This is a genomic window from Collimonas sp. OK412 (assembly GCF_900112135.1).
Lineage (GTDB): Bacteria > Pseudomonadota > Gammaproteobacteria > Burkholderiales > Burkholderiaceae_D > Collimonas > Collimonas rhizosphaerae.
Genome location: NZ_FOLC01000008.1, coordinates 13,929 through 33,846, shown reverse-complemented (window position 1 = coordinate 33,846; position 19,918 = coordinate 13,929). Strand labels below are relative to the sequence as shown.

The 19,918-nt window shown below is 60.7% G+C and carries 17 protein-coding genes; 8 read left to right on the top strand and 9 right to left on the bottom strand.

Annotated elements, in window-relative coordinates; all coding sequences use genetic code 11:
• Window position 1: 1 nt before the first annotated feature.
• Window positions 2–1,411 carry an FAD-binding oxidoreductase gene (locus BM062_RS10635; RefSeq protein WP_092396596.1) on the bottom strand — a complete coding sequence of 470 codons (1,410 nt, stop codon included), beginning with the start codon at window positions 1,409–1,411 and terminating at the stop codon, window positions 2–4.
• A 123-nt stretch (window positions 1,412–1,534) separates the two neighbouring features.
• Here BM062_RS10635 and BM062_RS10630 point away from each other — a divergent pair, with 123 nt between their 5' ends.
• Window positions 1,535–2,092 carry a cob(I)yrinic acid a,c-diamide adenosyltransferase gene (locus BM062_RS10630; RefSeq protein ID WP_092396594.1) on the top strand — a complete coding sequence of 186 codons (558 nt, stop codon included), beginning with the start codon at window positions 1,535–1,537 and terminating at the stop codon, window positions 2,090–2,092.
• A 56-nt stretch (window positions 2,093–2,148) separates the two neighbouring features.
• Here BM062_RS10630 and folE2 read toward each other — a convergent pair whose 3' ends face one another.
• The 4 genes from folE2 to BM062_RS10610 form a co-directional block, all read right to left on the bottom strand.
• Window positions 2,149–2,952: a GTP cyclohydrolase FolE2 gene (gene folE2 / locus BM062_RS10625; protein WP_092396592.1), complete on the bottom strand. Its 804-nt coding sequence runs from the start codon at window positions 2,950–2,952 to the stop codon at window positions 2,149–2,151.
• 169 nt (window positions 2,953–3,121) lie between these two features.
• The gene (dxs, locus tag BM062_RS10620; protein WP_092396590.1) at window positions 3,122–4,993 is read right to left on the bottom strand and encodes a 1-deoxy-D-xylulose-5-phosphate synthase; all 1,872 of its coding nucleotides are present in this window, start codon (window positions 4,991–4,993) and stop codon (window positions 3,122–3,124) included.
• A gap of 2 nt (window positions 4,994–4,995) precedes the next feature.
• Window positions 4,996–5,928: a polyprenyl synthetase family protein gene (locus tag BM062_RS10615; protein WP_092396588.1), complete on the bottom strand. Its 933-nt coding sequence runs from the start codon at window positions 5,926–5,928 to the stop codon at window positions 4,996–4,998.
• A complete protein-coding gene (locus BM062_RS10610) occupies window positions 5,925–6,188 on the bottom strand; it encodes an exodeoxyribonuclease VII small subunit (RefSeq protein ID WP_092396586.1) in 264 nt (87 codons plus the stop codon). The genes BM062_RS10615 and BM062_RS10610 overlap by 4 nt, the downstream gene beginning before the upstream one ends.
• A gap of 231 nt (window positions 6,189–6,419) precedes the next feature.
• Here BM062_RS10610 and BM062_RS10605 point away from each other — a divergent pair, with 231 nt between their 5' ends.
• The 3 genes from BM062_RS10605 to BM062_RS10595 all read left to right on the top strand — a co-directional run bounded on the left by BM062_RS10605 (window position 6,420) and on the right by BM062_RS10595 (window position 9,528).
• The gene (locus BM062_RS10605) at window positions 6,420–7,529 is read left to right on the top strand and encodes an aromatic ring-hydroxylating oxygenase subunit alpha (RefSeq protein ID WP_092396584.1); all 1,110 of its coding nucleotides are present in this window, start codon (window positions 6,420–6,422) and stop codon (window positions 7,527–7,529) included.
• Between the two features lie 150 nt (window positions 7,530–7,679).
• Complete coding sequence (locus tag BM062_RS10600) at window positions 7,680–8,594, top strand: DMT family transporter (protein WP_092396582.1); 915 nt, start codon at window positions 7,680–7,682, stop codon at window positions 8,592–8,594.
• Window positions 8,595–8,661: 67 nt separating this feature from the next.
• Window positions 8,662–9,528 (top strand): sulfurtransferase, encoded by an 867-nt coding sequence (locus BM062_RS10595; RefSeq protein WP_092396580.1) that lies wholly within the window; start codon window positions 8,662–8,664, stop codon window positions 9,526–9,528.
• 36 nt (window positions 9,529–9,564) lie between these two features.
• Here BM062_RS10595 and BM062_RS10590 read toward each other — a convergent pair whose 3' ends face one another.
• The 3 genes from BM062_RS10590 to polA form a co-directional block, all read right to left on the bottom strand.
• Complete coding sequence (locus tag BM062_RS10590) at window positions 9,565–10,311, bottom strand: ZIP family metal transporter (protein WP_254785034.1); 747 nt, start codon at window positions 10,309–10,311, stop codon at window positions 9,565–9,567.
• Window positions 10,312–10,513: 202 nt separating this feature from the next.
• Entirely contained in the window at window positions 10,514–11,428 is a 915-nt protein-coding gene (locus BM062_RS10585; RefSeq protein WP_092396578.1) for a dienelactone hydrolase family protein, read from the bottom strand.
• Window positions 11,429–11,485: 57 nt separating this feature from the next.
• Entirely contained in the window at window positions 11,486–14,260 is a 2,775-nt protein-coding gene (gene polA, locus BM062_RS10580; protein WP_092396576.1) for a DNA polymerase I, read from the bottom strand.
• Here polA and BM062_RS10575 point away from each other — a divergent pair, their 5' ends adjacent.
• The 4 genes from BM062_RS10575 (at window position 14,261) to BM062_RS10560 (ending at window position 17,469) form a co-directional block, all read left to right on the top strand.
• A complete protein-coding gene (locus tag BM062_RS10575) occupies window positions 14,261–14,998 on the top strand; it encodes an LOG family protein (RefSeq protein WP_092396574.1) in 738 nt (245 codons plus the stop codon).
• A 114-nt stretch (window positions 14,999–15,112) separates the two neighbouring features.
• Complete coding sequence (locus BM062_RS10570; RefSeq protein ID WP_139220023.1) at window positions 15,113–15,541, top strand: DUF2782 domain-containing protein; 429 nt, start codon at window positions 15,113–15,115, stop codon at window positions 15,539–15,541.
• Between the two features lie 118 nt (window positions 15,542–15,659).
• Window positions 15,660–16,637 (top strand): homoserine kinase, encoded by a 978-nt coding sequence (locus tag BM062_RS10565; RefSeq protein WP_092396572.1) that lies wholly within the window; start codon window positions 15,660–15,662, stop codon window positions 16,635–16,637.
• Between the two features lie 34 nt (window positions 16,638–16,671).
• Window positions 16,672–17,469 (top strand): BPSS1780 family membrane protein, encoded by a 798-nt coding sequence (locus BM062_RS10560; RefSeq protein WP_092396570.1) that lies wholly within the window; start codon window positions 16,672–16,674, stop codon window positions 17,467–17,469.
• 31 nt (window positions 17,470–17,500) lie between these two features.
• On the opposite strand, the gene BM062_RS10555 is transcribed toward BM062_RS10560, so the two are convergent.
• On the bottom strand, window positions 17,501–19,780 hold the full coding sequence (locus BM062_RS10555; protein ID WP_092396568.1) for a UvrD-helicase domain-containing protein: 2,280 nt from the start codon (window positions 19,778–19,780) through the stop codon (window positions 17,501–17,503).
• Between the last annotated feature and the right edge of the window lie 138 nt (window positions 19,781–19,918).

The window sequence follows — 19,918 nt, the reverse complement described above, 5'->3', positions numbered from 1 at the left end:
CTTACCACCGGATGATCTTTCCGGGATTCATGATGTTTTTCGGATCGAAAGCATGCTTCAGCGCGCGCATGGTGGCGATTGCTTCCACGCCATGCTCTTCAACCAGGAAATCGATCTTGTGCAGGCCGACGCCATGCTCGCCGGTGCAAGTGCCGTCCATGCCGATGGCGCGGCTCACCATGCGTGCATTGACGCCCTCGGCGCGCGCGATGTCGGCGGCGTCGCCGGGATCGACCAGCATCTGCACATGGAAATTGCCGTCGCCGACGTGGCCGATGATCGAATACACCATGCCGTTCGCCTCGCAATCGGCCTTGGTCTCCAGGATGCACTCCGCCAGGCGCGAGATCGGCACGCAGCAATCGGTGGAAATGGCGCGGCTGCCGGGACGCAATTGCAGCAGGGCGAAATAGGCATTGTGGCGCGCGGTCCATAAACGCGAACGGTCTTCCGGCCGCGTCGCCCATTCAAAGCCGACGGCATGGTGCTCAGCCACCACCGCCTGCACCAGTTCAGCCTGCTCCTTGACGCCGTTCTCGCTGCCGTGGAATTCAAACAGCAGCAGCGGCTGTTCCGGCAGCGCCAGCCTGGAATGCACATTGATGGCGCGCACGCCGTTCTCATCCAGCAGCTCTACCCTTGCCACCGGCACGCCCAGCTGTATGGTCTGGATCACCGCATTGACCGCGTCGGCGATGTTCCGGAACGAACAGACCGCGGCCGAAATGGCTTCCGGCTGTGGATAAAGCTTGACGGTCACTTCAGTGATCACGCCCAGCGTGCCTTCGCTGCCGACAAAAATGCGCGTCAGGTCATAACCGGCGGCGGATTTCTTGGCGCGCGTGCCGGTCTTGATGATGCGGCCGTCCGCGGTCACCACTGTCAGCGCCAGCGTGTTCTCGCGCATGCTGCCGTAGCGCACGGCGTTGGTGCCGGAAGCGCGGGTGGCGGCCATGCCGCCGATCGAAGCGTCGGCGCCTGGATCGATCGGAAAGAACAGGCCGCTGTCCTTGATCTCGTGGTTCAGCTGCTTGCGGGTGACGCCGGCCTGCACCGTCGCCGTCAAGTCTTCGGCATGGATCGCCAGCAAGCGGTTCATGCGCGACAAGTCGATGGAAATCCCGCCCTGCAGCGCCAGCACATGGCCTTCCAGCGACGTGCCGCTGCCGAAAGGAATCACCGGGACCTGGTATTCGCTGCACAGCTTGACCAGCGCGGCGACCTCTTCGGTCGATTCGACGAACACGACGGCATCCGGCGGCATCGGATCATACGAAGAAGCATCGCGGCCGTGATGCTTGCGCATCGCCATGGTGGTCGAGAGGCGCTCGCCAAACAAGGGGGCGAGAGCTGCAAGCAAGCCATCCGGCAACGGTTTTTTCAGGGCGGCGAGATCGGCGATGTGATTCATTGGAAGGTCTCCTTTTCCTCTGAATTTTACTCTGCGGGGCTGCTGCGCGCTGGTGTAAAGTACAAGCCTTGGCATTCCATCCCGGATCAGCAGGAAAAAACGGAAACAGGGGGCTTCAAAACCATGGGCAATCGACTCTCCAAGATCGCGACGCGCACCGGCGACAAGGGCACTACCGGCCTCGGCGACGGCAGCCGCACCGATAAGGACAGCCTGCGCATCCAGGCAATCGGCGATGTCGACGAGCTCAATTCGCAGCTTGGCCTGCTGCTGTGCGAAGGGCTGGACGCAACATTGCGCGAAGCATTGCTATCGATACAACACGACCTGTTCGACCTCGGCGGCGAGCTGTGCATTCCCGGCTATGCGCTGGTCAGCGAGGCGCAGGTAGCCCGGCTCGACGACCTGCTGGAAAAATACAATGCCGGCCTGCCGCCGCTAAAGGATTTCATCCTGCCCGGCGGCAACCGCCCGGCGGCGCTGGCGCATGTCTGCCGTACGGTCTGCCGGCGCGCGGAACGCAGCATTGTCAGCCTGGGCAAGAGCGAAACGGTGAATGAGGCGGTGCGGCAGTACGTGAACCGCTTGTCAGACCTGCTGTTCGTGCTGTCGCGGGTGCTGAACCGCGCGGATGGCGGCAGCGATGTGCTGTGGCAGAAAGACCGCTTGCGGGACACATAAAAAACGGGATGACGCCGCAGCCGGCTTCATCCCGCTCCGCTGCTGGATCAACCGCGTTACTTGCTGCGCTTGTCGTGCTCGATCAACGCATATGCCGAATGGTTATGGATGGACTCGAAGTTTTCCGCTTCCAGCACATAGGCCAGCACGCGCGGCTCGTTGTTCAGGGCCACCGCCACGTCGCGCACCAGGTCCTCGACGAATTTCGGATTTTCGTAAGCGCGCTCGGTCACGTATTTTTCATCCGGACGCTTCAGCAGGCCGAACAGTTCGCAGGATGCCTGCGCCTCGATCTTCGCGATCAGCTCGTCGACCTGGATCTCGCCGTCCAGCACCGCATTGACGGTGATGTGCGAGCGCTGGTTGTGCGCGCCGTAGGCTGAAATCTGCTTCGAGCAAGGGCACAGGCTGGTTACCGGCACCAGCACTTTGAGCGTGATTTCCAGTTGCCCCTGGCTGATCTCGCCGGTCAAGCCCACTTCGTAATCCATCAAGCTCTGCACGCCGGAAACCGGCGCGGTCTTGTTGATGAAGTACGGGAAAGTCAGCTCGATGCGGCCGCGCTCGGCGTCCAGCAGGGTCACCATCTTGCGCATCAGCGCACCGAACGAAGCGACGTCGAGCGGTCCATCCAGGCCTTCCAGCAAGGCGATGAAACGCGACATGTGGGTGCCCTTCTGCTGTTCCGGCAGATGTACGTACATGTTCCAGCTGCCGATGGTTGGCTGTGCTGTTGCGGCGGTACGCACCGTCACCGGATAACGCACGCCTTTGACGCCAACGCGCTGGATCGCCAGGTGGCGGGTGTCGACGCTGCTTTGCACGTCTGGAATCGTCAGATTGCGGTCACGAGTATTCATGCTTAACCTTTGAATGAAAGGCTGCCGGAAGCAGCCTGATCCCGCTTCGCCTGCAGGCTCGGCAGGAGATCCGGGATGGTTGGATATAAGTCTGGCTTGAACGCTGCCGCTCGACCGGCGGCAGCATCCTGGCTGGAATTGCTTGGGGACGGCAGGCGGCCAGCCCTGCTTAATTCTGGTTGACGACCAGGCGCGGCTGGTCCTTGCCGAAGCGCTGTCGTATCGATGCAGCGATACCTTCTGCATTCAGGCCGCATTGCGCCAGCAGCTGGCTGACGTCGCCATGGTCTATGAATCGGTCCGGCAAGCCCAGATTCAAGAGCGGCTTGACGCATCCCGCCGCCGCCAGGGCTTCCGCCACTGCGGCGCCGGCGCCGCCCATGATGGAGCCTTCCTCTACCGTGACCAGCGCATCGTGGGTCCGCGCCAGTTCCAGCACCAGGTCGACATCCAGCGGCTTGATGAAACGCATGTTGACGACCGTGGCGTCCAGCATCTCGCCTGCTGCCAGGCTCGGCGCCAGCATGGAACCGAAGGCCAGGATCGCCACGCTCTGTCCCTGGCGCCTGATTTCACCTTTGCCCAGGGGCAAGGTGCTCAATTCGGGAGCGATGGCGGCGCCTATGCCGGCGCCGCGCGGATAACGCACCGCCGCCGGGCCGTTGTAGCGATACGCCGTGGACAACATCTGGCGGCATTCGTTTTCATCGGACGCCGCCATCACCACCATGTTGGGAATGCAGCGCAGATACGCCATGTCGTAATTGCCGGCATGGGTTGCGCCATCGGCGCCGACCAGGCCGGAACGGTCCAGCGCAAAGGTCACGTCCAGGTTTTGCAGGGCGACGTCATGGATCAGCTGGTCGTAGGCGCGCTGCAGGAAAGTCGAATAGATCGCCACTACCGGCTTCAAGCCTTCGCAGGCCAGGCCGGCGGCGAACGTGACCGCATGCTGCTCGGCGATGCCGACATCGTAGAAACGCTGCGGAAAACGCTGGGCGAACGTATCCAGGCCGGAGCCGCCCGACATCGCCGGGGTGATGCCGATCAGCTTGTCGTCCTGCGCCGCCATGTCGCACAGCCAGTCGCCGAACACCTGGGTGTAGGTCATCTTGCTGACCGCGGCCGGCTTGATGCCCTCGGCCGGATTGAACTTGCCCGGGCCGTGGTACAGCACCGGATCGGCTTCCGCCAGCTTGTAGCCCTGGCCCTTCTTGGTCACCACGTGCAGGAACTGCGGGCCTTTCAGGTGCTTCAGGTTCTGCAAGGTCGGGATCAGCGATTCCAGGTCATGGCCGTCGATCGGGCCGATATAGTTGAACCCGAATTCTTCAAACATGGTGGCGGGCACCACCATGCCTTTGGCGTGTTCCTCGAAACGCTTGGCCAGCTGCCGCATCGGTCCCGGCAGTATCGATTTGCCGACGTTCTTGGCTTGCGCATAGAACTGGCCCGACATCAGGCGCGCCAGGTAGCGGTTCAAGGCGCCCACCGGCGGCGAAATCGACATGTCGTTGTCGTTCAGGATCACCAGCATGTTGATGTCGTCATACACGCCGGCGTTGTTCATCGCTTCGAATACCATGCCGGCGGTCATCGCGCCGTCGCCGATCACGGCGATCGCATGGCGCTCGGTTTCACCCTTGGTCTTGGCGGCCAGCGCCATGCCCAGCACGGCTGAAATCGAGGTCGACGAATGGGCGGTGCCGAAGGTATCGTATTCGCTTTCGCTACGGCGCGGGAAGCCGGAGATGCCGTCGAGCTGGCGCAGCGTATGCATGCGGTCGCGGCGGCCGGTGAGGATCTTGTGCGGATAGGTCTGGTGGCCGACATCCCACACCACGCGGTCTTCCGGCGTGTTGAAAACGTAATGCAGCGCAATCGTCAATTCCACCGTGCCCAGGTTGGACGACAGGTGGCCGCCGGTCTGCGCCACCGATTCGATGACGAATTCGCGCAGCTCGTCAGCCAGCGGCTTGAGTTGCGCCCGCGTCAGTTTGCGCAGGTCTGCCGGGCTGTCGATTGTGTTGAGTAATTCCATATCTAAGCCTTCCGTTGCACGATCAAGTCCGCCAGCTCACGCAGGCGGCGTGCCTTGTTCCCAAAGATCGCAAGCGCCTGGTGGGCGTCGTTGCGCAATTTTTCCGCCAGCGCCTGCGATTCGGGCAAACCCAGAATCGAGACATAGGTCGGCTTGTTGTCCGCGGCGTCCTTGCCTGCGGTTTTCCCCAGCGTCGCGGAATCCGCGGTCGCATCGAGGATGTCGTCCACCACCTGGAACGCCAGGCCGATGGCGGTGCCATAGGCTTCCAGCGCCTCGATTTCAGCTGGCGCCAAGGCTTTGCCGCCCCACGCGCCCAGCAATACCGAAGCGCGCAGCAAGGCGCCGGTTTTCAGCTTGTGCATCTGCTCCAGTTCCGGCAGCGACAAATTCAGGCCGACGCTAGCCAGGTCGATCGCCTGGCCGCCGCACATGCCGAGCGAACCCGAGGCTTGCGCCAGCAGGCGCAGCATGACGATCTGGCGCGCCGCATCGACGCCCTCGCCGGCTTCGGCCAGCACGATGAATGCCTGCGACTGCAAGGCGTCGCCCACCAGCAGGGCGGTCGCCTGGTCGTACTGCACATGCACGGTCGGCTTGCCGCGACGCAAGGCATCATCGTCCATGCATGGCATGTCGTCGTGCACCAGCGAATAGGCATGGATCATTTCGACTGCGGCGGCGGCGCGTTGCGCGACGGCGGCCGGCGTTGCAAACAATTCTCCTGCGGCAAATACCAGCAAGGGCCGGACCCGCTTGCCGCCATCCAGCACGGCATAGCGCATGGCCTGATGCAGCCTGGCCGGAATGCTGGCCTCAGCCGGCAAGAACCGGTCCAGGGCGGCTTCCATCCCGGTTTGCGCCTGGCGCATCCAGGCGTCGAAAGCCAATGCCGGCTCCTGCGCATGGTTCGATAATGGAACGGCAACAGTCATTCGTCGGCTCCGCTGTGATCCTTGAGCGCTTCACCGGCAAACGGCTTGAGCATGTCACCTTCCAGCACCTTGACCTGGCTGTCGACTTTTTCCAGCTGCAAGGCGCAAAACTTGACCAGTTCCGATCCTCGTTTATAAGCGGCGACGGATGCTTCCAGCGGCAACTCGCCAGCTTCCATTTGGGCAACCAGTTGCTCCAGTTCGGCCATTGCTTGTTCAAACGAGGCGGGACTGCTGGCGGAAATCGGATTTTTTGGCATAGTGGCTATAAATAGTGTAGTTCGCTATTTTAGAGCAAACATCTATAAGCCGTTGAAATTCGAAGGCTGCGGATAAAAAGCGCTGGATAAAAAGCGTAAAACAGCGCCAAAACCGGCATTTTTATGGGATAATCCTCGGTTCTGTCCAAAATTTCCGTTTCATATTATTTGAACACAGGTTTTTGCGGATTCTTTCTCTCTTAGGTTGATAACACATTTGGGGGTGGAGGGATGTCCGATCTGGCTTCTATTACCAAGCTCGCGCGCTCCGATGCGCAACTTCCAGTCAACGTCTACTTTGACGAAGCGCTGTTAAAGCGCGAAATCCAGCAATTGTTTCAGACTGGCCCGCGTTACGTCGGCCATGAACTGATGGTGCCCAACGTCGGCGATTACGCCACGCTCGCTTCTGAAAACGAAGGCCGCATGCTGGTGCGCAATCCCCAGGGGATTGAGCTGGTATCCAACGTCTGCCGCCATCGGCAGGCAAAAATGTTCGACGGCCGCGGCAATGCCCGCAACATCGTCTGCCCGCTGCATCGCTGGACTTACGACCTCAAGGGCGAACTGATCGGCGCGCCGCATTTCGGCGAGACGCCGTGCATGAACCTGTCCCGCACGCCCTTGCAGAACTGGAACGGCTTGCTGTTTGAACAGAACGCCTTCCACGTCGGCGAAAAGCTGGCGCAGCTGGGCGTGGCCAAGGATCTCGATTTCAGCGGCTATCTGTTCGATCATGTCGAAGTCCACGAGTGCGACTACAACTGGAAAACCTTTATCGAGGTTTACCTGGAGGACTATCACGTCGAACCGTTCCATCCCGGCCTCGGCAGCTTTGTCAGCTGCGACGACCTGGAATGGCAGTTCGGCAAGGATTACAGCGTGCAGACCGTGGGCGTCAACCACGGGCTGGCGAAATCCGGCTCGCCGGCGTACAAGAAGTGGCAAGAGCAGGTGCTCAAGTTCAGCAACGGCGAACCGCCGAAGTTCGGCGCGATCTGGCTGACCTTGTACCCCAACATCATGGTCGAGTGGTATCCCCACGTCCTGGTGGTGTCGACGCTATGGCCGCGCGGCCCGCAAAAGACCACCAATGTGGTCGAGTTCTACTATCCCGAAGAAATTGCGCTGTTTGAACGCGAAATGGTCGAGGCGGAACGTGCGGCCTACATGGAAACCTGCGTCGAAGATGATGAAATTGCCCTGCGCATGGACGCCGGACGGCGCATCCTGATGGAGCGCGGCGTCAATGAAGCCGGCCCTTACCAGTCGCCGATGGAAGACGGCATGCAGCATTTCCACGAATGGTACCGGAGCCAGGACGGCCTGGTCCAAGCCTAAGCATTCAAGGACCGTAGCGGGGGCCGGAGTTTGTGCGCAAGCTGGAGCGCGCAGGCTCCGGCCCTTTGTCATTATTTAGCGCTGCAGGCATGCACGGCGACCAGAATCAGTCAGAATAGCAGCAACGCTCCCCTACTTCACTCCCGCCCCATGCAATCACTCTGGATGCTGTTCGCTAGCCTCATGTTTTCCATCATGGGGGTCTGCGTCAAGCTCGCCGCCGACCATTATTCCATCGCTGAAATCGTCCTGAGCCGCGGCCTGATCGGCATGCTGTTCATCATCGTCCTGATCCTGGTGAAAGGCGGCACCCTCAAGACCCCTATGCCGCGCGAGCACATCTGGCGCGGCGTGATCGGCGTCATCGCCTTGTCGATGTGGTTCTATTCCTTCAGCCTGCTGCCGGTGGCGACCGCCACCACCCTCAACTACACTTCCTCGATATGGCTGGCGGCAATCCTGTTCGGCGCTGCCTGGTGGCGCGGCAGCGGCCGCTTTGAATGGGGCATGGCTTTCACCATCCTGCTCAGCTTCATCGGCGTGATGCTGTTGCTGCGGCCATCGTTCAATGCCGAACAGACCACGGGCGGCATGATCGCGCTGGCGTCCGGCCTGCTCTCGGCCGTAGCGTACCTGCAGGTGCGGCGCCTGGGCACCCTGGGCGAACCGGAATACCGGGTGGTATTCTATTTTTCCAGCACCAGCGCCCTTGCCGGCCTGGCGGGCAGCACCTTGCTGCCTGGCGGCGGCATGCCGTTCTGGCATCCGCACACCGTGCAAGGCGTGAGCCTGCTGGTCACGCTGAGCCTGTCGGCCACGCTGGCGCAGATGGCCATGACGCGCGCCTACCGCCTTGGCAATCCGCTATTGACTGCAAACCTGCAATACACCGGCATTGTCTTTTCCAGCATCTGGGGCATCCTTATCTGGCGCGACCAGATGGACTGGCGCGGCTGGCTTGGCACTGCCGTAATCCTTGTCAGCGGTTTGCTGGCAACGTTTTATAATCAAAAGAAGGCGCGTCCACTCAGCTCTTTGCATGAGGAAAAACCGGTGGCTGGCTAGGCCACCCTTTGTGCGTATATGAACGTTGCCCTGCATCACCTGACACACACTTGATAAAAGGAATGCCATGTCTCAAGCCCATCCCTACCAGACGCTGATTTCTGCCGCGAACCTGCTGCAGAATGCGCAAAACCCCAACTGGGTCATCCTCGACTGCCGCCATGACCTGGCGGATGCCGCCGCCGGCAGGACTGCGTACGATGCCGGCCACATTCCTGAAGCCCGCTTTGCCAACCTCGACCGCGATCTTTCCGGCGCCAAGCAGGCGGCCGACGGCAGTTTCAAGGGCCGCCATCCATTGCCGGAAAAAGATGCCTTGCTGGCGACGCTGCGGCGATGGGGCATCAACGACGATACCCAGGTCGTCGCCTACGACGCCCAGGGCGGCATGTATGCGGCCCGCCTGTGGTGGCTGCTGCGCTCCATCGGCCACAGCTCGGTCGCGGTGCTGGACGGCGGCGTGGCGGCCTGGCAGGCGGCGGGCGGCGGCTTGTCGACCGCGGAACCAACACCTGCGGCCGGCAGCATCGGCGCCAAGCCGCCGCTGACTGCGAGCGTGAATGCGCATGACATCCTGGTCAACCTGACCAACCCGCGGCGCACCATCGTCGACGCCCGCGCGCCGGATCGTTTTCGCGGAGAAAATGAAACCATAGACCCGGTCGGCGGCCACATTCCCGGCGCCAAGAACCGTTTCTTCAAAGACAACCTGCAAGCGGACGGCCGGTTCAAGCCGGGCCATCAATTGCACGAGGAATTCGGCGCCCTGATCAGCGAACCGCAGGCGGCGGTCATGCAATGCGGTTCGGGCGTCACCGCCTGCCACAACCTGCTGGCGCTGGAAATCGCCGGCTTGCATGGCGCTGCCTTGTATCCGGGATCGTGGAGCGAATGGTGTTCGGATGCGACGCGGCCAATGGCCAAGGGTGCATAAAACCGCCAGGGGCAGGTTTTTGCCTGCCCCTAGGGTTTAATGGTTGTGAGCGTGGCGCGTCAGGAACAGCACGATGGCGACGCCGGCACCGATCAGCAGGATCTGCGGAATGGTTTCGCGCAAGGTAGCGCGGCGCTGCATCTGCGGCATCAGGTCGCTGACGGCGATATAGATGAATCCCGATGAGGCGAACACCAGCACGTAAGGAATCCATTCCATGCCGCGCTCAAGGGTGAAATAGCCGAGCAAGCCGCCGACCACCGCCATCAGGCTGCAGATCAGGTTGTACACGTAAGCGCGGGTGCGCGAAAAGCCGGCGTTGAGCAGCACGATGAAATCGCCGATTTCCTGCGGGATCTCATGGACGATGATGGCCAGGCCGGTGATCAGGCCCAGGTGCGGATCGGCCAGGAAAGCGGCGGCAATCAGGATGCCGTCGGTAAAGTTGTGCAAGCCGTCCCCTACCAGGATCATCCAGCCGGCTTTGCCCGCCTCTTTCTTGTCGTGGCCGTGGTGATGGCCGTGGCCGTCGTCTTCGTGATGGTGCGAATGGCGCAGGATGGCGAATTTTTCCAGCACGAAAAACGCCAGCAGGCCGCCCAGCAGCACGGCGAACAGCGTGTGGCTGTCGGCATTCGACTCGAACGCTTCCGGCAAGGCGTGCAGCAGGGAAGTCGCCAGCATGATGCCGACCGACAGGCTGACCATGCGCTCGACCATCTTGGATAGCAGCGCGAACGAAAAAACGGCAGCGGCGGTAATGCTGAAGAGACCGGCGATCATGGTCGCCAGGAGGATTGAAACGAGTGTGGAATTAATTTTTTTGCTCCGGCAGACAGCGTTATATGCAACAAGGTTGCAAATTAAAGCACAGCTGCTGCATTTCGGCAAATTTAACTGCTTTTTAACTGTTTATTCCGACCTGAAGGCCGCCAGCAAAGATTTCTGTTTCTGGACGCCAGGCGCCCAGAAACAAGCATCGGCATCAGCTCACGCCATGCTCTTTGAACCAGGCCAAGGTACGCTTCCAGCCGTCTTTTGCATCTGCTTCAACATAGCTGGGGCGGTAATCGGCGTTGAACGCATGGCCGGAATTCGGATACACCACGATCTCCGACTTGCTGCTGCCCTTGGCCAGCGCCGCTTTCATCTGCGCCACATGGTCCTGCGTGATGCCCTGGTCCTTGGCGCCGTACAAACCCAGCACCGGCACTTTCAGGGTCGGCGCGATGTCGACCGGCTGCTTCGGCGTCAACGCCTTGATTTCAGCCTCGGTCTTGCCTTCGGGGTCCTTGCCCTTGACCAGGCTGCCGTACCAGGCTGCGGCAGCCTTGACCTTGGGGTTGTGGCTGGCGTACAGCCAGGTGATGCGGCCGCCCCAGCAAAAACCGGTGATCGCCAGCTTGCTGACATTGCCGCCATTTTTCTTGGCCCAGGCCACGCAGGCATCGAGATCGCCCAGCACCTGGTCGTCCGGCACCTTGGAAATCACGTTGACATACAACTCCGGGATGGATGCGAAAGCCGCCGGATCGCCCTGGCGCTTGAACAGGTTCGGCGCAATCGCAAGGTAGCCCAGCTTGGCGAAACGCCTCGCGATATCGGCGATATGCTCGTGCACCCCGAAAATCTCCGAGACCACCAGCACCACCGGCAAATTGGTTTTCCCCTCCGGCTGCGCGCGGTAGATCGGTACGCTCAGGCCGTTTTCCTCAATGTCCAGCGCGCCGGCCGTGAGGCCCTCGGCATCGGTCTTGATCACGGTCTGCGCCGTTACCGGCAGCACGGCGGCGGCAAAGCCTGTGCCCAAGGCGGTTTTCATGAAAGTGCGGCGGTCCACGCCGTCGGACAAACTGGTTTTCGCCACCAGGCTATCGAAATCTTCTTTCAAATTCGGCATCAAGCTCTCCTTTAAAGTTGACCTTCAGCTATCGCAGAAACCGTGTGCGCGTTGTCCTCAGTGCGCCTCGTCCCAGTTCTTGCCTACTCCGACTTCGGCAATCAGCGGCACTTTTAGTTCAGCCACGCCAGCCATCAGCTGCGGCAGCTTTTCGCGCACCAGCGCCAGTTCGTCCTCTGGCACTTCGAGCACCAGCTCATCGTGCACCTGCATGACCATCTTGGATTTTAACCGCTCCGTTTCGATCCAGCCTTGCACCGCGATCATCGACAACTTGATCAGGTCGGCAGCCGTACCCTGCATCGGCGCATTGATCGCGGCTCGTTCGGCGCCCTGGCGGCGCTGGCCGTTGGGTGAATTGATTTCCGGCAGCCACAGGCGGCGGCCGAACACCGTCTCGACGTAACCTTGCGATTTGGCCTCTACCCGCGTCATGTCCATGAACTGCTTGACGCCGGCGAAACGCATGAAATATTTTTCGATATACATCTGCGCCGCGGCGCGCTCTATGCCGAGGTTGCCGGCCAGGCCGAACGCGCTCATGCCGTAGATCAGGCCGAAGTTGATCACCTTGGCGTAACGGCGCTGCTCGCTGCTGACTTCCGCTGCCGGCGTGCCGAAAATTTCGGCGGCGGTGGCGCGGTGGATATCCACCCCTTCGGCAAAGGCGCGCAGCATGTTTTCATCGCCCGAGATGTGCGCCATGATGCGCAGTTCGATTTGCGAATAGTCGGCTGAGACAATCACGCTGCCCGCCGGCGCCACGAATGCTTCGCGGATGCGCCGGCCTTCGGCGGTGCGGATCGGGATGTTCTGCAGGTTGGGATCGTTGGACGCCAGCCGTCCGGTCACCGCCACCGCCTGCGCATAGTTGGTGTGCACACGGCCGGTGTTCGGATTGACCATCTTCGGCAATTTGTCGGTATAGGTCGACTTCAGCTTGGACAGGCTGCGATAGTCGAGCAGCACCTTCGGCAAAGGATAATCTTCCGCCAGTTTCTGCAGCACTTCCTCATCGGTGGAAGGCGATCCAGACGGCGTCTTCTTGACCACCGGCAGCTTGAGCTTGTCGAACAGGATTTCACCCAGCTGCTTGGGCGAGCTCAGGTTGAAAGGCTGGCCGGCCAGTTCATAAGCCAGCTGCTCGATCTCCAGCATGCGCTTGCCCAGCTCATTCGATTGCGTCGCCAGCAGGCTGGCGTCGATCAGCACGCCGTTGCGCTCGACCTTTTGCAGCACGACCGAAGTCGGCACTTCGATTTTTTCGTAGATGAACCTGAGCTTGGCGTCGTCGGCGATGTGCGGCCACATGGCCAGGTGCAGCTGCAGCGTGATGTCGGCATCTTCTGCCGCGTATTCGGTGGCGCGGCCGATCTCGACTTCGTCGAAACCGATCTGCGAGGCGCCCTTGCCGCACACTTCCTGGAAGGTGATGGTCTGGTGGTTCAGGTGGCGCAAAGCCAGGCTGTCCATATCGTGGCTGCGGTGCGATTCGAACACATACGATTCGAGCAGTGTATCGTGCACGATGCCGCGCAGGCTGACGCCCTGGTTGGCGAAAATATGGCTGTCGTATTTCAGGTTCTGGCCGACCTTGGGCTTGCTCTCATCTTCCAGCCAAGCGCGCATTTTTTCCAGCACGAATTCGCGCGGCAACTGCGCCGGCGCATCCTGGTAGCGGTGCGCGACCGGAATATAGGCGGCGATGCCGACCTCGCAGCACAGCGAGATGCCGACCAGCTGGGCAGTCATCGGCTCGAGCGAAGTGGTTTCGGTATCCACCGCGGTCAAGCCGGCCTTGTCGATGCGCTGCAGCCACTGGTCCAGCTGGGCTTCGGTCAGCACGGTTTCGTACTGCCGCTCGACCGCTGCAAACAGGCTGCTCTGGGCCGGTTCGGCCGCGCCCGGTTTGCCGTCGGCAGCGGCCGCGGCGGTTTTTCCTGCGCTGTCGGCGGCGTCGGCGGCATTGCCCGGTGCGCTCAGTTCGCGCAGCCAGGTCTTGAAGTTATAGCGCGTGAACAATTCGATCAGCATCTCTTTGTCCTGCTCCGGCGCCTTCAGCGATTCCGGGATCGACACCATGTGCGCGCTCAGGTCGCAATCGGTTTTTACCGTCACCAGTTCCTTCGCCTTCGGCAGCCAGTCCAGCACTTGCCGCAGGTTCTCGCCGACGGCGCCGCCGATATCGGCCGCATGCGCGATCACCTGGTCGACCGTGTCGTATTGCGCCAGCCATTTGACGGCAGTCTTCGGCCCGACCTTGGCGACGCCGGGAATATTGTCGACGGTATCGCCGATCAGGGTCAGGTAATCGACGATGCGTTCAGGCGGCACGCCGAACTTGGCGATCACGCCGGCGCGGTCCAGCGTTTCGTTGTTCATGGTGTTGATCAGCGTCACATCGTCGTTGACCAGCTGCGCCAGGTCCTTGTCGCCGGTCGAGACGATGGCCTGCATGCCGTGGCTCACCGCCTGCACGGTCAGGGTGCCGATCACATCGTCGGCTTCCACGCCTTCGACCATCAGGATCGGCCAGCCCATGGCGCGCACGGCGGCGTGAATCGGCGTAATCTGTTTAACCAGGTCTTCCGGCATCGATGCCCGGGTTGCCTTGTAGTCGGCGTACATGTCGTCGCGGAAAGTTTTACCTTTTGCATCGAACACGCAGGCAAGGTAAGCTGAGGGGTAATCGAGGCGCAGGCGGCGCAACATATTGATGATCCCGTACATCGCGCCGGTCGGTTCATTGGCAGCATTGCGCATATCGGGCAAGGCATGGAAAGCTCGATAGAGATAACTGGAACCATCAACTAACAGCAGGGTTTTTTGCATATGGAATTGAACGGAAAAAATGTGCCGCGTTTGCGGCAAGTGACGGACATCGAACGCGCAACTTCCAAGAAGGCGCGCGAATCGTGGCATATGTTCACGATTATGGCAGAATTTATCGAGTCGACCGAACGCCTTTCCGAGTTGCATCCCGCGGTATCGATCTTCGGCTCGGCCCGGATCAAGGAAAATAATCCTTATTACCCCTTGTGCAAGGATATCGCGCGGCGTTTTTCCGATGAAGGTTTTGCCGTGATTTCCGGCGGCGGCCCGGGTCTGATGGAAGCGGCCAACAAAGGCGCATTTGAAGGGAAATCGCCATCGGTCGGCCTGAACATCGAACTGCCGCATGAGCAAAGCGGAAACAAGTGGCAAGACATCTCGCTCAGCTTCCGTCATTTCTTCGCCCGCAAAGTCGCGTTCGTGCGTTACGCCGATGCCTACATCGTGCTGCCGGGCGGCTTCGGCACCATGGATGAGCTGACCGAAGTATTGACGCTGATCCAGACCGGCAAATGCCGCCACATCCCGATCATCCTGGTCGGCAGCAGCTTCTGGAGCGGTTTGCTGGACTGGTTCCGCACCCAGCTGGTGGGCGACGGCATGATCGCGGCCAAGGACATGGACTTGATCCAGGTGCTGGACGATCCGGCCGAAATCCTTGCTGCCGTGGTGAAATTCTACGAAGCGGGCGAAACCGTCATGGCGGAATCCGACCGCCACGCCAGCGTGTTGCTGTAAACCCGCAGCAAGCGCTGGCCGACAGATTCCCGGCCCCCTTATCGCCTATAGGGGCCGGTGGTTTGTTACAATGAAGACTTCCATCTTGTTTTAATTCAAGGTAGCCAAATTCTCATGAATAAATCCAAAGCCTGGCAGTTGCTGGCAGTATGTATTGCCGCGTTGGCAACGCCGTTGTTGGTCAATGCACAACAGGCGGCCAAGACCGCCGCGCCGCCGCCGCCCGAGCTGCAAAAGCTGGAAGAAGGCGAAGCGCCGGCCGTCTCCATCCGCAAGCCGGGCGAAGGCCCTGCCGACATGACCCAAAAACGCGAACAAGGCAAGGTTACCGAAGTCAAGGTCACCAGCGGCGGCAGCACTTACTATGTGAAGCCGCAGTCGCAGGCCGGCACCTTGCAGCCGGGCGATGGCCCGGTACGCGGCGCCCAATGGCAGATCAAGGAATTCGACCTGGGCAAAAAAGCCCGCAAGGAAGGCGAAGCCGTGCAGGCTGACGGCGATGCAGGATTGCCGCCGCCGACAGTGGCGCCGTCCAAGAACTAGCCTGCAATTCCTGAGCAGCCATGCGGCCGATGCGCGGAAAACCGCTGCGCATTTGCCGCATATTCATTCCAACCCGGCCTGAACCTTGTCCGAATCTTGTCCTTTTCCGATTTTCCCCATGGCAGTATTTACCCCCGTCACGCTAGACGATCTCACGCAGTGGATCCCTCCCTTTTCCTTAGGCAAGGCACTGGCAATCAGGGGCATTTCGTCCGGCATCGAAAACAGCAATTTTTTCATCGATACCGAGCGCGGCGAGTATGTGCTGACGGTATTTGAAAACCTCAGTTTCGAGCAGCTGCCGTTTTACCTGGAATTGATGCGCCACCTGGCGCAGCGCGGTGTGCTGGTGCCCGAGCCTATCGCCAACCAGCAAGGCCGGATCATCAATCCGCTGCACGGCAAGCCTGCGGCCATCGTCACCAAGCTGGAGGGTGATTGCCAGCTGGCGCCGGCGGCGGTACATTGCGCTGAAGTAGGCGCGATGCTGGCAAAAATGCACCTGGCGGCACAAGACTTTACGATCCGCCAGCCGAATTTGCGCGGCTTGTCCTGGTGGCGCGAAACCACGCCTGTGGTGCTGCCTTACCTGCCGGAAGACGGCCAGCAGCTGCTGCGCAGCGAGATGGCGTTCCAGGAAAGCTTCGCCGCCTCGCAAGCTTATGGCGAGCTGCCCAGCGGACCGGTGCATGCCGACCTGTTCCGCAACAACGTGATGTTCGACGGCGAACGGCTGACAGGATTTTTCGATTTCTATTTCGCCGGCTGCGATACCTGGCTGTTCGACCTGGCGGTCACGGTCAATGACTGGTGCATAGACCTGGCCAGCGGCGAGCTGGATGCGGCCCGGACCAGGGCCATGCTGGACGCCTACCATGCCGTACGGCCGTTCAGCGCCGCCGAACAAGGCGCCTGGCAAGCCATGCTGCGTGCCGGCGCCCTGCGCTTCTGGCTGTCGCGGCTCTACGATTTTTATTTGCCGCGTGCGGCGGAAATGCTGACGCCGCACGATCCGGCCCATTTCGAGCGGATTCTGCGGCAACGTGTGGCGCACCCTGCCCCGGCCCTGTATTCAAGCCTTAAAGCCTTGTATTAAACCAAGTCATTAAGCAAAATTCTTGATTGAAACAATGGAAAAACTGCCTGCAAAAACCGGATGGATATGGATCAAGGAAGGGTTTGCGCTGTTCCGCAAACAGCCGGCCGAAATATCCACTCTATTCCTGGCTTACATGTTCCTGATGCTGCTGCTCAGCTTCGTGCCGCTGCTGGGACAATTGCTGCCGCTGATGCTGGTCCCGGTATTCGCCATGTCCTTCATGCAAGCCTGCCTGCTGATTGAACAGGGCAAGCGCGTCTATCCCAACCTGCTGATGGTCGGCTTTCGCTCGCCGGCGCTGAAAAACCTGCTGATCCTGGGCGCCCTGTACCTGGTGGCGGCGTTCGTCGCCCTGGCCGCCTCGACCCTGATCGACGGCGGCGTGTTCTGGAAAACGATCACCGGCCAGGCCGCGCTCGATCCCAAAGAGATACAGGACTCCAGCATGTCGCTGGCGATGCTGTTTTCCGCCGCGGTCTATGCGCCGGCAGCAATGGCGTTCTGGTATGCAGCGCCGCTCATCATGTGGAAAAACATGGGTGTATCGAAAGCCATTTTCTACAGCTTCTTTGCGGTATCGCGTGAAATCAAGGCCTTCACCGTATACGGGCTGGCCTGGGCCGGCATCGGCGTTGTGCTGCCGGCGATCGTCAGCGTGCTGATTGCGGTACTGGTCGGCAACCAGGCGGTCACGATCATGATCCTGCTGCCGCTGTCGATCGCGCTGACGGTGGTGATGTACTGCTCTTTCTACCCGACCTACACCCACATCTTCGGCAAACCCGAGGCAGATTTGCCGCCGACGGTAGAAGCCCCTACGCAGGAATAAGCGCCGGCGGGCGGGATAACCCGCCCCCTCCTCAGGCAACCTTCTCCAGTTTCGCCACGCTCAGGTCCAGCAGCTTCATGCCATGCTTGCCGAAATTGATGTGGGCGCGGGCGTTGCCGCCGCTGCCTTCGATATTCACGATCACGCCTTCGCCAAACTTCAGGTGCGCCACGTTCTCGCCAATGCGCCAGCCGATATCGCGCCGGCCGAAGTTCTTGGAGATATTGTTGGCAGCTTTCTCGGGCGCCTCGTCCCAGGCCGATTTTGCATTGGCGAACCAGCTATGCTGCTGCACCTTGGGCGACAGCCACTTCAGCGCATCTTCCGGCAACTCGTCAAAGAAGCGCGAGCGCATGTTGTAGCGGGTCTGGCCGTGCAACATCCGGGTTTGCGAAAAACTCATGTACAGCCGCTTTTTCGCGCGCGTGATGGCGACGTACATCAGGCGCCGCTCTTCTTCCACGCCAGCGTCCTCTTTCTGTGAATTCTCGTGCGGGAACAGCCCCTCTTCCAGCCCGGTAATGAACACCGCATCGAACTCCAGCCCCTTGGCCGAGTGCACCGTCATCAGCTGCAAGGCTTCCTCGCCGGCCTGGGCCTGGTTGTTGCCAGCTTCCAGCGACGCATGCGAAAGAAAGGCCGACAATGGCGACATCACCGCAGACAGCGGCGCATCGGCATCGAAGATCTCGACGCCGTCGGCGGTGGTGATGGCCGCTCCTGACACCGCCTGCGCCTTGGGCCCAAGCAAGGCCGGCGCATCGATGCCATAACCTTCTTCCGAAACAAACAGGGTCGCAGCATTCACCAGCTGCTCCAGATTCTCGATGCGGTCGGCGCCTTCTTTTTCATTTTGGTAATGCTGCATCAGGCCGCTCAGGTCGAGCACCACCTGCACCATTTCCGGCAGCGGCAGATGCTGGGTTTCAAAGCGCCCGCCTTCGACCAGCTTGAGGAAGGAACCGAGCGTGGCGCCAGCCTTGCCGGCCACATGCGGCACCGCTGCATACAAAGAGATGCCGTATTGTTTGGCCGCATCCTGCAGCTGCTCCAGCGAGCGAGCGCCGATGCCGCGCGCCGGGAAATTGACCACGCGCAGAAAGGCCGAATCGTTGTGCGGATTGTCCATCAGCTGCAGGTAGGCGATCGCGTGCTTGACCTCGGCACGTTCAAAATAGCGCTGGCCGCCGTACACCCGGTAAGGGATGCCAGACGCCACCAAGGCATGTTCGATCACGCGCGACTGCGCATTCGAGCGGTACAGCACGGCGATTTCGCTGCGGCTGGCGCCTTCGTTGATCAGGCTCTTGGTTTCTTCGATGATCCACTGCGCTTCCTGCAGGTCGCTGGTAGCTTCGTAGATCCTCACCGGCTCGCCGTGGCCGGCGTCGGTGCGCAGGTTCTTGCCGAGGCGCTTGCTGTTGTTGGCGATCAGGGTATTGGCGCTGTCCAGGATATGGCCGTGCGAACGGTAATTCTGCTCCAGCTTGATCAGGTTCTCAACCCGGAACTCATGCTCGAAAGCGCTCATGTTGCCGACATTGGCGCCGCGGAAAGCATAGATGCTCTGGTCGTCGTCGCCCACCGCAAACACTGAGCCGCGCTGGCCCGCCATCAGCTTGAGCCATTTGTACTGCAGGTCGTTGGTGTCCTGGAATTCGTCCACCAGGATATGCTGGAAGCGCGACTGGTAATGCTCGCGCAGCGGCTGGTTGCGGCTCAGCAGTTCATAGGTGCGCAGCAGCAGCTCGGCAAAATCGACTACGCCTTCGCGCTGGCATTGCTGGTCGTACAAATCGTACAGCTCGACGAACTTGCGGTTGTAATCGTCGTTCGCCTCGACTTCGTTGGCGCGCAAGCCCTGGTCCTTGGCGCCGTTGATGAAATACATCAGGTTGCGCGGCGGGTATTTTTCATCGTCGACATTGAGCGATTTCAGCAAACGCTTAATCGCCGACAACTGGTCCTGCGAATCCAGGATCTGGAAGGTCTGCGGCAAAGCGGCGTCGCGATAGTGGGCGCGCAGCAGGCGGTTGCACAAGCCATGGAAAGTCCCGATCCACATGCCGCGCGTATTGATCGGCAACATCGCCGACAGGCGCATCATCATTTCCTTTGACGCTTTGTTGGTGAACGTCACCGCCAGCACGCCGGACGGCGATACCTGGCCAGTCTGGATCAGCCAGGCGATGCGAGTGGTCAGCACGCGCGTCTTGCCGGAACCGGCGCCGGCCAGGATGAGTGCGGATTGCGCCGGCAAGGTGACTGCCGCGAGCTGCTCTGGATTGAGGTTATGAAGAAGATTTTGCATCCCTGCATTATAAGCTGTGCGGAGGCTCGCCTGATGCCGCGATCACGGCAGCCGTCGCCGGGCCGCGTCCGCCCTGGTGGCGGGCCGCCTGCAGCATCCGGGCCGGAAGAGTAAAATACCGCATTGCATCATTGCATC

Bases quoted from the DNA above. Each gene is read 5' to 3' on its own strand.
- BM062_RS10610 (WP_092396586.1), bottom strand. From the start codon at position 6,188: ATGCCAAAAAATCCGATTTCCGCCAGCAGTCCCGCCTCGTTTGAACAA.
- BM062_RS10600 (WP_092396582.1), top strand. From the start codon at position 7,680: ATGCAATCACTCTGGATGCTGTTCGCTAGCCTCATGTTTTCCATCATG.
- BM062_RS10560 (WP_092396570.1), top strand. From the start codon at position 16,672: ATGGAAAAACTGCCTGCAAAAACCGGATGGATATGGATCAAGGAAGGG.
- BM062_RS10555 (WP_092396568.1), bottom strand. From the start codon at position 19,780: ATGCAAAATCTTCTTCATAACCTCAATCCAGAGCAGCTCGCGGCAGTC.
- dxs (WP_092396590.1), bottom strand. From the start codon at position 4,993: ATGGAATTACTCAACACAATCGACAGCCCGGCAGACCTGCGCAAACTG.
- BM062_RS10570 (WP_139220023.1), top strand. From the start codon at position 15,113: ATGAATAAATCCAAAGCCTGGCAGTTGCTGGCAGTATGTATTGCCGCG.
- BM062_RS10585 (WP_092396578.1), bottom strand. From the start codon at position 11,428: ATGCCGAATTTGAAAGAAGATTTCGATAGCCTGGTGGCGAAAACCAGT.
- BM062_RS10605 (WP_092396584.1), top strand. From the start codon at position 6,420: ATGTCCGATCTGGCTTCTATTACCAAGCTCGCGCGCTCCGATGCGCAA.
- BM062_RS10590 (WP_254785034.1), bottom strand. From the start codon at position 10,311: ATGATCGCCGGTCTCTTCAGCATTACCGCCGCTGCCGTTTTTTCGTTC.
- BM062_RS10635 (WP_092396596.1), bottom strand. From the start codon at position 1,411: ATGAATCACATCGCCGATCTCGCCGCCCTGAAAAAACCGTTGCCGGAT.
- folE2 (WP_092396592.1), bottom strand. From the start codon at position 2,952: ATGAATACTCGTGACCGCAATCTGACGATTCCAGACGTGCAAAGCAGC.
- BM062_RS10595 (WP_092396580.1), top strand. From the start codon at position 8,662: ATGTCTCAAGCCCATCCCTACCAGACGCTGATTTCTGCCGCGAACCTG.
- BM062_RS10630 (WP_092396594.1), top strand. From the start codon at position 1,535: ATGGGCAATCGACTCTCCAAGATCGCGACGCGCACCGGCGACAAGGGC.
- polA (WP_092396576.1), bottom strand. From the start codon at position 14,260: ATGCAAAAAACCCTGCTGTTAGTTGATGGTTCCAGTTATCTCTATCGA.
- BM062_RS10575 (WP_092396574.1), top strand. From the start codon at position 14,261: ATGGAATTGAACGGAAAAAATGTGCCGCGTTTGCGGCAAGTGACGGAC.
- BM062_RS10565 (WP_092396572.1), top strand. From the start codon at position 15,660: ATGGCAGTATTTACCCCCGTCACGCTAGACGATCTCACGCAGTGGATC.
- BM062_RS10615 (WP_092396588.1), bottom strand. From the start codon at position 5,928: ATGACTGTTGCCGTTCCATTATCGAACCATGCGCAGGAGCCGGCATTG.